The 14,095-nt window shown below is 53.1% G+C and carries 19 protein-coding genes; 12 read left to right on the top strand and 7 right to left on the bottom strand.

All coding sequences use genetic code 11. The annotated features are described in order from the left end of the window. Window positions 1-93 precede the first annotated feature (93 nt). The 7 genes from murA to mlaF all read right to left on the bottom strand — a co-directional run bounded on the left by murA (window position 94) and on the right by mlaF (window position 4,949). Window positions 94-1,356 (bottom strand): UDP-N-acetylglucosamine 1-carboxyvinyltransferase, encoded by a 1,263-nt coding sequence (murA, locus tag BUB06_RS04530; protein WP_010296664.1) that lies wholly within the window; start codon window positions 1,354-1,356, stop codon window positions 94-96. Window positions 1,357-1,440: 84 nt separating this feature from the next. Next, on the bottom strand, window positions 1,441-1,695 hold the full coding sequence (gene ibaG / locus BUB06_RS04525) for a BolA family iron metabolism protein IbaG (RefSeq protein ID WP_010280170.1): 255 nt from the start codon (window positions 1,693-1,695) through the stop codon (window positions 1,441-1,443). Between the two features lie 134 nt (window positions 1,696-1,829). Continuing rightward, on the bottom strand, window positions 1,830-2,120 hold the full coding sequence (mlaB, locus tag BUB06_RS04520; RefSeq protein WP_039470996.1) for a lipid asymmetry maintenance protein MlaB: 291 nt from the start codon (window positions 2,118-2,120) through the stop codon (window positions 1,830-1,832). A gap of 13 nt (window positions 2,121-2,133) precedes the next feature. Then, window positions 2,134-2,763: a phospholipid-binding protein MlaC gene (gene mlaC / locus BUB06_RS04515; protein WP_039470341.1), complete on the bottom strand. Its 630-nt coding sequence runs from the start codon at window positions 2,761-2,763 to the stop codon at window positions 2,134-2,136. Window positions 2,764-2,775: 12 nt separating this feature from the next. Then, window positions 2,776-3,342, bottom strand: a complete 567-nt coding sequence (gene mlaD / locus BUB06_RS04510; RefSeq protein ID WP_039470339.1) for an outer membrane lipid asymmetry maintenance protein MlaD — start codon at window positions 3,340-3,342, stop codon at window positions 2,776-2,778. A gap of 4 nt (window positions 3,343-3,346) precedes the next feature. Beyond that, window positions 3,347-4,129, bottom strand: coding sequence for a lipid asymmetry maintenance ABC transporter permease subunit MlaE (mlaE, locus tag BUB06_RS04505; protein WP_010296655.1), 783 nt, complete (start codon window positions 4,127-4,129; stop codon window positions 3,347-3,349). Between the two features lie 7 nt (window positions 4,130-4,136). Beyond that, window positions 4,137-4,949, bottom strand: coding sequence for a phospholipid ABC transporter ATP-binding protein MlaF (mlaF, locus tag BUB06_RS04500; RefSeq protein ID WP_010296654.1), 813 nt, complete (start codon window positions 4,947-4,949; stop codon window positions 4,137-4,139). Window positions 4,950-5,238: 289 nt separating this feature from the next. On the opposite strand from mlaF, the gene BUB06_RS04495 reads away from it, so the two are divergent. The 12 genes from BUB06_RS04495 (at window position 5,239) to rnk (ending at window position 14,050) form a co-directional block, all read left to right on the top strand. After that, a complete protein-coding gene (locus BUB06_RS04495; protein ID WP_039470338.1) occupies window positions 5,239-6,204 on the top strand; it encodes a calcium/sodium antiporter in 966 nt (321 codons plus the stop codon). Between the two features lie 55 nt (window positions 6,205-6,259). Continuing rightward, entirely contained in the window at window positions 6,260-7,351 is a 1,092-nt protein-coding gene (gene kdsD, locus BUB06_RS04490; protein WP_039470336.1) for an arabinose-5-phosphate isomerase KdsD, read from the top strand. 19 nt (window positions 7,352-7,370) lie between these two features. Then, the gene (gene kdsC / locus BUB06_RS04485) at window positions 7,371-7,937 is read left to right on the top strand and encodes a 3-deoxy-manno-octulosonate-8-phosphatase KdsC (protein ID WP_010296644.1); all 567 of its coding nucleotides are present in this window, start codon (window positions 7,371-7,373) and stop codon (window positions 7,935-7,937) included. Then, window positions 7,934-8,500 (top strand): LPS export ABC transporter periplasmic protein LptC, encoded by a 567-nt coding sequence (gene lptC / locus BUB06_RS04480; protein WP_039470335.1) that lies wholly within the window; start codon window positions 7,934-7,936, stop codon window positions 8,498-8,500. Before kdsC ends, lptC begins: the two co-directional genes overlap by 4 nt. Then, complete coding sequence (gene lptA, locus BUB06_RS04475; protein ID WP_039470333.1) at window positions 8,481-9,053, top strand: lipopolysaccharide ABC transporter substrate-binding protein LptA; 573 nt, start codon at window positions 8,481-8,483, stop codon at window positions 9,051-9,053. The genes lptC and lptA overlap by 20 nt, the downstream gene beginning before the upstream one ends. Window positions 9,054-9,056: 3 nt before the next feature. Next, window positions 9,057-9,782, top strand: a complete 726-nt coding sequence (lptB, locus tag BUB06_RS04470) for an LPS export ABC transporter ATP-binding protein (protein WP_010296638.1) — start codon at window positions 9,057-9,059, stop codon at window positions 9,780-9,782. A 49-nt stretch (window positions 9,783-9,831) separates the two neighbouring features. Further along, complete coding sequence (rpoN, locus tag BUB06_RS04465) at window positions 9,832-11,265, top strand: RNA polymerase factor sigma-54 (protein WP_010296636.1); 1,434 nt, start codon at window positions 9,832-9,834, stop codon at window positions 11,263-11,265. A 23-nt stretch (window positions 11,266-11,288) separates the two neighbouring features. Continuing rightward, window positions 11,289-11,576, top strand: a complete 288-nt coding sequence (gene hpf / locus BUB06_RS04460; RefSeq protein WP_010296634.1) for a ribosome hibernation promoting factor — start codon at window positions 11,289-11,291, stop codon at window positions 11,574-11,576. 96 nt (window positions 11,577-11,672) lie between these two features. Continuing rightward, window positions 11,673-12,146 carry a PTS IIA-like nitrogen regulatory protein PtsN gene (ptsN, locus tag BUB06_RS04455; RefSeq protein WP_029367653.1) on the top strand — a complete coding sequence of 158 codons (474 nt, stop codon included), beginning with the start codon at window positions 11,673-11,675 and terminating at the stop codon, window positions 12,144-12,146. A 160-nt stretch (window positions 12,147-12,306) separates the two neighbouring features. Continuing rightward, window positions 12,307-13,164, top strand: coding sequence for an RNase adapter RapZ (gene rapZ, locus BUB06_RS04450; protein WP_010296630.1), 858 nt, complete (start codon window positions 12,307-12,309; stop codon window positions 13,162-13,164). A 31-nt stretch (window positions 13,165-13,195) separates the two neighbouring features. Then, window positions 13,196-13,468, top strand: coding sequence for a PTS phosphocarrier protein NPr (gene npr, locus BUB06_RS04445; protein WP_010296626.1), 273 nt, complete (start codon window positions 13,196-13,198; stop codon window positions 13,466-13,468). 171 nt (window positions 13,469-13,639) lie between these two features. After that, window positions 13,640-14,050 (top strand): nucleoside diphosphate kinase regulator, encoded by a 411-nt coding sequence (rnk, locus tag BUB06_RS04440; RefSeq protein ID WP_010296624.1) that lies wholly within the window; start codon window positions 13,640-13,642, stop codon window positions 14,048-14,050. The last annotated feature ends 45 nt before the right edge of the window (window positions 14,051-14,095 follow it).

The raw sequence follows: 14,095 nt of genomic DNA, 5'->3' as shown, positions 1-14,095 counted from the left end.
ATATAAGGTCGGTCGATAGAATCACATCGGCAGGTAAACAAGAAACCGGGTGGGAACCCACCCGGCTGACAAACCTAATTATGACTGAAACACTTACTCGTGCTCTTTAACGCGCTCGATGTTCGCACCTAACGCACGCAGCTTATCTTCGATGCGGTCATAGCCGCGATCGATGTGATAAATACGATCGACTATCGTCACACCTTCCGCGATACAACCGGCTAACACCAGACTGGCTGACGCACGTAAGTCGGTCGCCATCACCTGCGCACCAGACAGCTTATCCACGCCGTGGCAAATTACCGTGTTGCTCTCAATTTCCGCCTGCGCGCCCATACGAATAAGCTCAGGTACATGCATGAAGCGATTTTCGAAGATGGTTTCGGTAATCACGCCCGTGCCTTCCGCGACCAGATTCAGCAGGCTGAACTGCGCCTGCATATCGGTCGGGAACCCCGGATGTGGCGACGTACGAACGGTAACGGCTTTTGGACGTTTACCGTGCATATCCAGACTGATCCAGTCTTCGCCAATTTCGATCTCCGCGCCTGCTTCGCGCAGCTTCGCCAATACCGCATCCAGCGTATCAGGACGAGTATTGCGGCACATAATCTGACCACGAGATACCGCAGCCGCGACCAGGAATGTCCCGGTTTCAATACGGTCAGGCACCACGCGGTAGACACCGCCGCCCAGACGCGCAACACCTTCAATGGTGATTTTATCCGTGCCCGCACCGCTGATTTTCGCACCCAGCGTATTCAGGAAGTTTGCCGTATCGACAATCTCGGGTTCACGCGCCGCGTTCTCAATAATTGTGGTGCCTTCCGCCAGCGTCGCCGCGCTCATGATGGTGACCGTGGCGCCCACGCTCACTTTGTCCATCACGATGTGCGCACCTTTCAGGCGGCCATCAACCGTCGCTTTGACATAGCCTTCTTCCAGTACGATCTGCGCACCAAGCTGCTCAAGGCCATAAATGTGCAAATCTACCGGGCGGGCGCCAATCGCACAGCCACCGGGCAGTGAAACCTGACCTTGACCAAAACGCGCCACCAGCGGCCCTAAAGCCCAAATAGAGGCGCGCATGGTTTTCACCAGATCGTACGGCGCGCAGAACACGTTTACATCGCTGGCATCCACATGGACGGAACCGTTACGCTCAACGCGCGCACCCAGCTGACCCAGCAGCTTCATGGTGGTATCAATGTCGCGCAGTTTCGGTACGTTCTGAATTTCTACCGGCTCTTCTGCGAGTAACGCAGCGAACAGGATGGGCAACGCAGCATTCTTGGCGCCAGAAATGGTCACTTCCCCCGCTAAGCGGGTTGGGCCCTGAACACGAAATTTATCCATAGTCTTTGTATCTCGATGTCTTAATTCAATGTGTCGTCACGCTGATACCGGCCGTTTATTCCCACTCGCAGGGGGGAATAATACTTAGAAGCCGTTCAGTTTACGGTCGCGTTGCCACTCTTCAGGCGTATAAGCCTTGATCGACAGCGCATGAATACGGTTATCCGCGATGTACTCCATCAGCGGCGCATAAACAGCCTGCTGTTTTTTTACTCGGCTCATTCCAGCAAAAAGTCCGCCCACTACGATGACCTGAAAATGGCTGCCATCACCAGAAACATGGGCTTCTTCCAGTGCCAATGCGTTCATCAGCACGTCTTTAATTTCGTTATTTTCCATCGCTCTCGATTTCTATGTCAGGGGGAGATGATTTACAGGGAGGTATCTTAGATGAATATGACGCTATCTTAAACAAAGAATACGCCCCTTCAGACGATGCCTAAAGGGGCGAATCCGGTAACCCGCGTTACCGTTTAAGACACAGGAATGATTTCATTCAGGTTATAGAGCGCAATGAGCGTTTTTAGCCGATCGCTGGCACCGACAATCGTTATATCTCCGCCTGAAGACGGCTGCTGATAAACGTGCATCAGCAATGCTAACCCGGCAGAATCAACGCGGTTTAATCCAGACACATCCAGCATAGTTTTACCCGCCAGCAACGATTCACGCTGCTGCCAGAACGGTAACAGCGTTTCTCGATCCAGATCGCCCGTTAACGCCAGCGTGGAGTCCTGTGCCTGCCAGTTCAATGCGTTCGCCATGTTCGTACCCAAATTACTTTTTCTGATCCAACGTGATGGTCTGCTTCGCCGAGGATTCCAGCTGTTTAGTCAGGCCATCCACGCCGTTCTGACGCAGTACTGCCGCCCACTCGTTCTGTTTAGTGGTGATCATACTGACACCCTCGGCAATCATGTCGAACGCCTGCCAGTGGCCAGTTTGGCTGTTCTTACGCCATTGGAAGTCCAGACGTACCGGAGGGCGGCCGCCGTTATCAACAATGTTCACGCGAATGGAAACGATATCATTATTGCCCAGCGGCTGTCCCGACACAATTTGATAGGTTTGCCCGTTATACATCGCCAAAGCCTGCCCGTAGGCCTGTTCCAAATAGGCTTCAAACGCTTTGAAATAGGCATCACGCTGTGCCAGTGTCGCGTCTTTGTAGTAACGCCCCAACACCAACGCACCGGCGTATCTCACCTGAACATACGGCAGCAACTCTTCACGTACGATAGTACGCAGATAGTCAGGATTTTGTTTGATCTTTGGCTGTTCGTTCTTCAAGCGGTTAAACGTTTTTTCCGCCGCTTCATTCATTAAACTGTAGGGATTCGTTTGGTCCGCCGCGTTGGCTAATGGCGCGACCACCAGTAAAGCCACCATCAGTAAACGTTTAAACATGCAGATATCCTCTTATGGATGTGAAGGAACAGGTTCGTTGTTGTGCTCAGGCGTTGCCGCAGGATTAGCACCCGGCTCCGTACCCGATTGACCGGCATTATCTTCGCTATTGCTACCGCTCTTATATAGGAATTGGCCGATGAGGTCTTCAAGCACCATCGCTGACTTGGTGTCCTGAATCACACCACCGTCTTTCAGGATCGCGGTGCCCATTTCCTCATCTTCAAACCCAATGTTCAGTGCCAGATACTGTTCGCCCAGCAAACCGGAGGTACGAATGGCCAGAGAGCTGGTATCAGGAATATGATCGTAGCGCTGCTGAATATCCATCGCCACGCGCGGCAGGTACGTTTTCTCGTCCAGCGAAATATCCGCTACGCGGCCAACAACCACGCCGCCAATTCTGATCGGAGAACGCGATTTTAACCCGCCAATGTTGTCAAACGTCGCATACAGGCGATACGTCGGCTCGTTACCGATCGATTTGAGATCGGCGACTTTCAGGCATAAAAAGAGGATGGCAGCCAGCGCGATCAACATAAACACACCAACCCAGACTTCAGTTTTCTTTGTTTGCATCGACTCAGTTCCCAAACATCAGTGCTGTCAGCACAAAATCCAATCCCAGTACCGCTAACGACGAGTGCACGACGGTTCGGGTCGTTGCACGGCTGATCCCCTCAGACGTCGGGATCGCGTCATAGCCGTTAAACAGTGCAATCCAGGTCACGGTAATCGCAAATACGATACTTTTAATCACGCAGTTCAAGACATCCTGACGCCAGTCAACCGCGCCCTGCATGGCAGACCAGAAGAACCCGCTGTCGATGCCTTTCCAGTCCACACCGACCAGCGCGCCGCCCCAAATGCCCACCGCGACAAAAATTACCGCCAGCAGCGGCATGCTGATTAACCCAGCCCAGAAGCGAGGTGCGACAACGCGGCGCAGCGGATCGACCGCCATCATCTCCATGCTGGAGAGCTGTTCCGTTGCCTTCATCAGGCCAATTTCCGCCGTCAATGCAGAACCCGCACGTCCGGCAAACAGCAGCGCCGTCACCACCGGACCGAGCTCACGCAGCAGCGACAGCGCCACCATCATGCCCAGGCTGGCCTCGGCGCTATAAGTCGTCAGGATGAGATAGCCCTGTAACCCCAGAACCATGCCGATGAACAGACCGGAAACCATGATGATCAGCAGCGACTGCACGCCAACGCTGTAAAGCTGTTTCACCAACAGCGGCCACTGTTTTCTGAATTCGGGTTTACCCACCAAGGCATTAAACAGCATCAGCCCGGCGCGCCCAAACGAGGCACTGGTGGAGATTCCCTGACGCCCCAACGACGCCAACGTCCGTAATAACATGACTGCGTTAACCCCCTGAACCTAGCAGCGACGTTTTATAGTCACCCGCAGGAAAACGGAAAGGCACTGGCCCGTCGGCGATACCATCCAGGAACTGACGAACCTGCGGGTCATTATTTGCCCTCAGTTGGTCCGCAGTCCCTTCTCCGATCACCCGCTTATCGGCCACGATATACGCGTAATCGGCAATGCTCATCACCTCTGGTACATCGTGAGAAACCACAATGCAGGTCACGCCCAATGCATGATTCAACTCGTCGATGAGCTTCACCAGTGTCCCGAGCGTAATCGGGTCTTGCCCGACAAAAGGCTCATCAAACATAATCAGCTGTGGGTCGAGCGCGATGGCTCTCGCCAACGCCGCGCGCCGCGCCATGCCGCCGGAAAGCTCCGCGGGCATCAGCTCGGCGGCGCCACGTAATCCCACGGCTTCCAGCTTCATCATGACGATGCTACGCAACAGCGCTTCCGGCAGTTTGGTATGTTCACGCAGCGGCCAGGCGACATTATCAAACACATTCAAATCGGTGAATAACGCACCGGACTGAAACAACATGCTCATTTTCTTGCGCGCGTTGTACAACTCACTGCGCGACAACGTCGGGATATTCTCGCCATCAAACCAGATTTCGCCGCTGTCTGGCGGTAGCTGTCCACCAATCAGGCGCAACAGCGTGGTTTTACCGATACCGGAAGGCCCCATGATCGCGGTGACCTTGCCTTTAGGCACATTCAGCGTGATGTCCGTAAAAATCTCTCGCTCTCCGCGCCGAAAGCTAAGACCACGGATCTCGACCAGATTAGTTGCCTCATGGTTCATTATTTCCATTCCTTACCCATCAGTACGCTCATAAAGAGGTCTTTCACTCCAGCCTAACGGCTGGCTTTCATCAAGGTGCGAGTTTTACAAAAACTTACCGTAAGTTCTTGTCCAAAATGGCGGCACAAACCGTTACTGGGTTTTACTTATCGCGACAGGTTTTACTTTTTCGCCAAGCACCGTCAGAATTAGCACTCATCACAGAAAATGCTTTTTGTGCGAAAATCGTCCAGAAATACTGACTTATTCGACAACAGGCCGGTGATTATATCCTATTAAAGGACGCTGCATGCTTTTTGCAACACTACTCTTGTTCGTTGGTTTGCTATTACTGGTTTACGGTGCCGATCGTCTTGTCTATGGTGCCGCCGTGCTTGCGCGTTCTCTTGGCTTACCTCCTTTCGTTATCGGCATCACCATTGTCGGCTTCGGCACCTCGCTCCCCGAGCTGATCGTTTCGGTTACTGCCGCGTTGAACGATCAGAACGATATGGCCGTCGGTAATGTTCTGGGCTCCAATATCACCAATATTTTACTCATTCTCGGCAGCGCGGCACTCATTCGCCCTCTAACGGTACATTCGGCCATTCTGCGCCGGGAATTGCCGCTCATGTTGTCCGTCACTTTATTGTGTGGCGTTTTACTGCATGATAGCTACCTGAGCCGCACCGACGGCATAATGCTGCTCTTTGCCGCCATTCTGTGTCTGGTGCTGATACTCCGCATGGCACAACAGGCGCAGCGGGAAGGCGGCGATAGCCTGACACGCGAACAGTTGGCGGAACTCCCACAGGATGACAGCAGCCAGATGGTCGCCGTGCTGTGGTTGATTCTCGGCATGATTATTTTACCCATGGCCGCCCGTATGGTGGTGGATAACGCTACCGTCATTGCACGCTACTTCGATGTCAGCGAGTTGACTATCGGGCTGACCATATTGGCGATTGGCACCAGCCTGCCTGAGCTTGCTACCGCCATCGTCGGGACGCTGAAGAAAGAAGATGATATTGCGCTGGGCAACTTGATTGGCTCGAACATTTTTAATATCGCGATTGTTCTAGGCGTACCTGCGCTGCTCTCGCCGGGCGCACTGAACCCTCAGGTTTTTCAGCGCGACTATTGGGTCATGCTGGCGGCGAGCGTGCTGTTAACCGCGCTGTGCCTCAGCAAAAAACGCCGTATAGGACAGGGTGCAGGCGCATTATTATGCTGCGCGTTTATCGCCTATCTGACGGCCCTGTTTTGCTTTTCATAAGAAGTTTTGTTTTTCATAAGACGCTCTGTTTTTCATCATAATCAGGACTATTGGTATGTCACAGTTTGAACAAGATGCTCATCTAAAACAGCAGTCTGACCGTGCACTATCCGATCATGCACCACAAGCCGATCACGCACCACAAGCCGCTCACACGCGACAAAAGGCTCATGAACTACCAGCCGATTTCGATTTCCAGCAAGCGGGCAAGCAGGTACTGAGTATCGAGCGCGATGGGCTTGCGCAATTAGACCAGTACATTGATGACAATTTTACCCTCGCCTGCAAAAAGATATTTCACTGCGAGGGCAAAGTGGTGGTGATGGGAATGGGCAAATCCGGCCACATCGGCTGCAAGATTGCCGCGACCTTCGCCAGCACCGGTACACCTGCTTTTTTTGTTCACCCGGGCGAAGCCAGCCACGGTGACCTCGGCATGGTGACGCCGCACGATATCGTGATCGCCATTTCCAACTCTGGCGAGTCCCATGAAATTCTGTCGCTGATTCCCGTTCTGAAACGCCAGAAAGTGTTCCTGATCTGCATGACCAGCGCACCGGAAAGTACGATGGGCAAGGCTGCGGATATTCACCTATGCGTTCACGTCCCACAGGAAGCCTGCCCGCTCGGTCTGGCGCCCACCACCAGCACCACCGCGACGCTGGTCATGGGAGATGCGCTGGCCGTAGCCTTGTTACAGGCGCGCGGCTTTACCGCAGAAGATTTCGCCCTTTCTCACCCCGGTGGCGCACTCGGCCGCAAACTTTTACTGCGCGTCAGCGATATCATGCATTCGGGCGATGAGATTCCCCATGTCCCACACGATGCCTCATTACGTGATGCCTTGGTGGAAATTACGCGCAAAAATCTGGGTATGACGGTAATCTGCGAGGCGGATATGAAAATTCAGGGCATCTTTACCGATGGTGACCTGCGCCGCATCTTCGACATGAATATTGACTTGAACAGCGCGCGCATTGCTGATGTGATGACCGCGGGCGGCATCCGGGTCGCACCGCAAACGCTGGCGGTGGATGCACTTAACCTGATGCAGTCACGCCACATCACCTCAGTGCTGGTGGCAGAAAACGATCGTCTGGTCGGGATCGTCCATATGCACGATATGCTGCGGGCTGGCGTGGTTTAAAAAGAAAGGATAATAGTGAATGAGTGAAGTCAGGGCGCAAACCGATACCTGCTATGGACCTGTCGATCAACAGGTACTGGATAAAGCCCGTGAGGTACGCCTGTTAATCTGCGACGTTGACGGCGTGATGTCCGATGGTCTGATTTATATGGGTAACCACGGCGAGGAGCTGAAAGCCTTTAACGTCCGCGACGGCTATGGTATTCGCTGCTTGCTGACGTCCGATATTGAGGTTGCCATCATTACCGGGCGTTCTGCAAAATTGCTGGAAGATCGGTGTAAGACGCTGGGCATTAACCATCTTTATCAGGGGCAATCGGATAAGGTTTTGGCCTTCAACGATCTGTTGGATAAACTGTCAGTAACGGCAAATCAGGTCGCGTATATCGGCGACGATATGATCGACTGGCCAGTAATGGCACAGGTCGGGCTGAGCGTTGCCGTGGCAGACGCCCATCCGCTGCTGTTACCACGCGCAGATTATGTCACCCGCATTGCGGGAGGCCGTGGCGCAGTACGTGAGCTGTGTGATTTGATTCTGTTCTCGCAGGACAAGCTGGAGCATGCCAAAGGGTTGTCAATATGAGTAAAACCAAGCGTTGGCTCACCGCTTTTCTGGCCCTGTTGGTGCTTATCCTCATCGGCTGGAACATTGCAGATGACGACACGGTAACAGCACCGGATGCAAACGACCCCGCCGTGCCGGTTTATACCAGCGAAAAGACTAATACGCAGGTATACAGCCCTGCGGGTAAGCTGAGCTACAGGCTGATTTCGGAAAAAGCGGAGTATTTCAACGACGAGCAGTTGAGCTGGTTTACCAAGCCTGTAGCCACGCTGTTCAATGAACAAGGCACGGCAACCTGGTCAGTACGCGCAGATCGCGCCAAGCTGACAAAAGACAAGATGCTCTATCTGTACGGCAACGTTGAGGTGAATAGCCTGACGAAAGACGCACAGCTTCAGCGCATCACAACGAATAATGCCCAGGTGAATCTGGTCACACAGGACGTCTCTTCCGATGATGAAGTCACCCTGTACGGTGCCAGCTTTACCTCAAGCGGAATGAAAATGCGCGGGAATCTGCGTAACAAAACGGCCGAGTTGATCGAAAAGGTAAAAACCTCTTATGAAATCCAAAACCAATAACCTCATGCGTAACACCCTGATCGCCAGCTCGCTGTTCGCCGTCAGCGTTTCCGCCGTTGCCCTTACCGGCGATAGCAACCAACCTATTCACATAGATTCAGCACAGCAATCTCTGGACATGCAGGGCAACACGGTGACGTTCACTGGTAATGTTGTCGTGAAGCAAGGGACGATTGAAGTGAAAGCCGACAAGGTCGTCGTGACGCGTCCACAGGGCACGCAAGGCAGTGAAGTGGTGGAAGGTTACGGCAACCCCGTGACCTTCTACCAGATGCAGGACAACGGCAAGCCGGTGAAAGGTCACGCGCAGAAAATCCGCTACGAGCTGGCCAAAGACTTTCTGGTACTCACAGGCAATGCCTATCTGGAACAGCAGGACAGCAATGTCAAAGGCGATCGCATCACTTATCTGGTGAAACAGCAGCAGATGGAAGCCACCAGCGACAAAGGAAAACGCGTGACGACGGTGTTGGTCCCTTCTCAGCTTCAGGAGAAAGAGAACAAGAGCCAGCCTTCTCGTTCTCAGCAACCGCAACCACGGGTCACTGAATAAGTTATGGCAACATTAACCGCAGAAAATCTAGCCAAGGCGTACAAAGGCCGTAAGGTCGTGGAAAACGTCAGCCTCACCGTGAATTCTGGTGAAATCGTCGGCCTGCTCGGGCCGAACGGTGCTGGCAAAACGACAACGTTCTACATGGTGGTGGGCATCGTCCCGCGTGATGAAGGACGCATCGTCATTGATGACGACGACATCAGCCTGCTTCCTTTGCACGAACGTGCACTGCGTGGCATCGGCTATCTGCCGCAGGAAGCCTCTATCTTCCGTCGCTTAAGCGTGTATGACAATCTGATGGCGGTGTTACAGATCCGTAAAGATCTGACGACCGAACAGCAGGAAGATCGTGCCAATGAGCTAATGGAAGAATTCCATATTATTCATTTGCGCGATAGTCTGGGACAATCGCTGTCCGGTGGGGAAAGACGCCGCGTAGAGATTGCGCGTGCGCTGGCAGCGAATCCGAAGTTCATCCTGCTGGATGAACCGTTTGCGGGCGTAGACCCGATCTCCGTACTGGATATTAAAAAAATCATTGAGCATCTGCGTGACAGCGGGCTTGGCGTGTTGATTACCGATCATAACGTCCGCGAAACGCTTGATGTCTGTGAACGAGCCTACATCGTGAGTCAGGGTAACCTGATCGCCCACGGTTCACCGACCGATATTCTGGCCGATGAACAGGTAAAACGCGTGTATCTGGGCGAAGGCTTCCGACTCTGATAGGGTAATATTTTATCTTTGCAGTACTTATGGGACGTTAGCGCGATTTATGAAGCAAGGTTTGCAACTCAGGCTTAGCCAGCAACTGGCCATGACTCCACAGCTCCAACAGGCGATCCGCCTGTTGCAACTGTCCACGCTTGAATTGCAACAGGAGATTCAACTGGCGTTAGAAAGTAATCCGTTGCTCGAACAAACGGATCAGCACGACGAAATCGAGTCATTTGAAAAGGCAGACAGCGATTCACTGGATACCGGTGAAGCCCTTGAACAAAGGGACATGCCGGAAGAATTGCCGCTTGATGCCACCTGGGATGAAATCTACTCCGCAGGCACGCCGTCGGGCACTGGCACCGATTATCGCGATGAAGAACTACCGATTTATCAAGGCGAAACCACGCAAACGCTTCAGGATTACCTGATGTGGCAGGTTGAGCTGACGCCGTTTTCCGATACCGACGCGGCTATCGCGACCTCTATCGTCGATGCGGTGGACAACACCGGTTACCTGACTGTACCGCTACAAGACATTCTTGAGAGCATCGGTGACGACGACGTGACGCTGGAAGAAGTTGAAGCCGTACTCAAACGCGTACAGCGCTTCGATCCCGTTGGCGTCGCCGCCCGCGACCTGCGTGATTGTCTGCTGGTGCAGCTTTCCCAATTCGCCGACGACACGCCACGCCTGACCGAAGCGCGTCTGATCGTCAGCGATCATCTCGATCTGTTAGCCAACCATGATTTCCGCAGCCTGATCCGCATCACGCGCCTGAAAGAAGAAGTGCTGAAAGAAGCACTGGCGCTGATCCAATCGCTCGATCCCCGTCCGGGACAATCGATCAACACGGGTGAATCCGAATACGTCATCCCTGACGTGCTGGTCCGTAAAGTTCAGGGAATCTGGTCCGTTGAACTGAACACTGACAGCGTTCCCCGTTTGCAGATTAACCAGCAATACGCTGCGCTGGGTAACAGCGCGCGCAACGACAGCGACGGGCAGTTTATCCGCAGCAACCTGCAAGAAGCGCGCTGGCTCATCAAAAGCCTGGAAAGTCGCAATGACACGCTGCTGAAGGTAACCCGCTGCATCGTCGAGCAGCAGCAGGATTTCTTCGAGCAGGGTGAAGAATTCATGAAGCCCATGGTACTGGCAGACATCGCGCAGGCAGTGGATATGCATGAATCCACCATCTCACGCGTGACGACACAGAAGTTCCTGCACAGCCCGCGCGGCATTTTTGAGCTAAAATATTTCTTCTCCAGCCACGTTAATACCGATAGCGGCGGAGAAGCGTCGTCAACGGCAATCCGCGCGTTGGTGAAGAAGCTTATTGCAGCGGAAAATCCCGTGAAGCCACTGAGCGATAGTAAGCTGACAGCGCTACTCTCCGATCAGGGCATTATCGTGGCACGTCGAACCGTTGCAAAATACCGAGAGTCTTTATCTATCCCACCATCGAATCAGCGTAAACAACTGGTTTGATCTCAACAGAGAAGGAAGACACTATGCAGCTCAACATTACCGGACACCACATCGATATCACTGAACCACTGCGTGATTTTGTGAATGGCAAATTTGCCAAATTAGAGCAGTATTTTGACCGGATTAATCAGGTCAATGTGGTATTGAGAGTGGAAAAAGTTCAGCAAATTGCCGAGGCCACGCTCCACGTTAATGGCGGCGAGCTGCATGCAACCTCAGAGGCGGCAGATATGTACGCTGCGATAGATTTATTGATTGATAAGCTGGCGAGACAGCTCAATAAGCATAAAGATAAACTTAAGCAGCACTAATTTTCTCCTTTGCCGTTTGGCAAAGGAACAAACTCGGCCCATCCATCGGGTGGGTCGGGATCACCAGAAGTGAAAGCGTCGTTAAGTGAAAATATAATGAACCACGATCCCGTATTGCAGCTCAGCACCGTATTACGCCCTGAGTGCACCCGAAGCACCGTCCACTGCCAGAGTAAGAAACGGGCATTGGAAATTATCAGCGAGCTGGCCGCAAAGCAGCTTAACATTCCTTCGCAGATTATTTTTGATGCCATCCTCACCCGCGAACGCATGGGCAGCACGGGAATCGGCGGCGGCATTGCCATTCCTCACGGTAAGCTGGAAGACGATAATGCGCTGGGCGCCATCGGTGTTTTCATCCAGTTAGAGCAACCGATCGCTTTCGATGCCATTGATAATCAGGCCGTTGATCTGCTTTTTGCCTTGCTGGTTCCGGCGGAACAATGTAAAACCCATTTGCATACCCTGTCGCTTGTTGCCAAGCGGCTGGCGGATAAAACGGTTTGCCGACGCCTGCGTGCGGCGCAAAGCGATGAAGAGCTGTACCAGATTATGACGGAAGCCGGTTAAGCCGGATGGTGGTCATGTTCACGATGATGAGCGATTTGCCGTGGATTCAGAGAATGCTTGCAATCCATGCGCTAAGCCGTCATTTTTTTAGCTATACATCACTTTATAAAAACAGTGGCAATGCAAATTCGCCATCACGTTGCCAGAGGGGAGTCGTCAGATGGTGCTGATGATTGTCAGTGGTCGCTCAGGTTCAGGGAAATCTGTCGCCCTGCGCGCACTGGAAGATATGGGGTTCTACTGCGTAGATAACCTGCCAGTGGTTCTACTGCCAGAACTGGCTAATACGCTTGCGGCACGTAACATTTCCGCAGCAGTCAGCATTGACGTGCGCAATATGCCGGAATCCCCAGAGATCTTCGAGCATGCCATGGAGCAACTGCCACCCAGCTTCTCGCCTCAACTGCTGTTTCTGGATGCCGATCGCAATACGCTGATTCGTCGCTACAGCGATACCCGTCGCCTTCACCCGCTCTCCAGCAAGAATCTGTCACTGGAAAGCGCCATTGATGAAGAAAGCGACCTACTGGAGCCGCTGCGTTCACGTGCCGATCTGATTATCGACACCTCAGAGATGTCGGTACATGAGCTGGCCGAAATGCTGCGTACTCGGCTGCTCGGCAAGCGAGAACGCGAGCTCACGATGGTGTTCGAATCGTTCGGCTTCAAGCACGGTATCCCTATCGATGCGGATTACGTCTTTGACGTGCGCTTCCTGCCGAACCCGCACTGGGATCCGAAACTGCGCCCGATGACCGGTCTGGATAAGCCCGTTGCGTCTTTCCTCGACAGGCATACCGAAGTTCACAACTTCATCTACCAGACTCGCAGCTATCTGGAACTGTGGCTGCCGATGCTGGAAACCAATAACCGCAGCTACCTGACCGTTGCGATTGGCTGTACCGGCGGTAAACACCGTTCCGTCTACGTTGCTGAACAGCTGGCAGACTACTTCCGCTCACGCGGTAAGAACGTACAGTCACGCCACCGTACGCTGGAAAAACGTAAACCCTCGTGATAGTCGGCAAACCAGTACAGCCAGGTAACCTATGACAGTCCGGCAAACGGTTGAAATCAAAAACAAGCTGGGCATGCACGCTCGCCCAGCCATGAAATTGTTCGAGCTGGTACAGAGCTTTGATGCAGAAGTAATACTGCGTAATGACAGCGGCACCGAAGCCGAAGCCAGCAGCGTGATTGCCATGCTGATGCTGGACTCGGCCAAAGGGCGTCTCATTGAGGTGGAAGCCACTGGCCCGGATGAAGAACAGGCGCTTGCCGCCGTCATCGGGCTGTTTGAAGCCGGGTTCGACGAGGACTAGCATTTCCTTAGCAGGCTATCTGCCAGCCTTCGTGACAAGCATCGCTTCACTTTCCCTTCCGAACCTCCTACTATCTACCTATATAAATCATAATATTTTCTTATACCCCCTGCTCCTTTGGGCGCGGGGGGTTATTTTTATATCATCTGAAAATACCAACTGGAGAGGAGTATGACGAAACCTAACCTGACAATCAGTGAATTGGATGCAGAACGTCTGGATATGTTATTGGAGCAGCCCGCCTTTGCGGACAGCGATATCGCACAGGCGTTGAATGAGGAGCTGGATCGGGCAGACATTCTGCCTTCGGCATCGATTCCCTCACATGTCGTCACCATGAATAGTCGGGTGCGTTTCCGCGATCTGAATACCAACGAAGAGCACATCCGCACGCTGGTTTACCCAGCCGCAGTGAAGGACAGCAAAGAACCGCTGTCGGTGATGGCTCCGCTGGGTGCGGCACTATTGGGAATGCATGTGGGAAATTCTATCACCTGGCAATTGCCAAACGGTGAAGAAACGCGAATTGAAGTACTAGAACTACTCTATCAGCCAGAAGCCGCGGGCGAGTACCACCGCTAAACCAGAGATAGAGTAACAGCCGTCGGACACTGCCGACGGCGACGG

Source organism: Pectobacterium carotovorum, from assembly GCF_900129615.1.
Classification (GTDB): domain Bacteria; phylum Pseudomonadota; class Gammaproteobacteria; order Enterobacterales; family Enterobacteriaceae; genus Pectobacterium; species Pectobacterium carotovorum.
The sequence above is the reverse complement of the archived record's forward strand: the minus strand, read 5'-3'. Positions and strand labels throughout refer to the sequence as shown.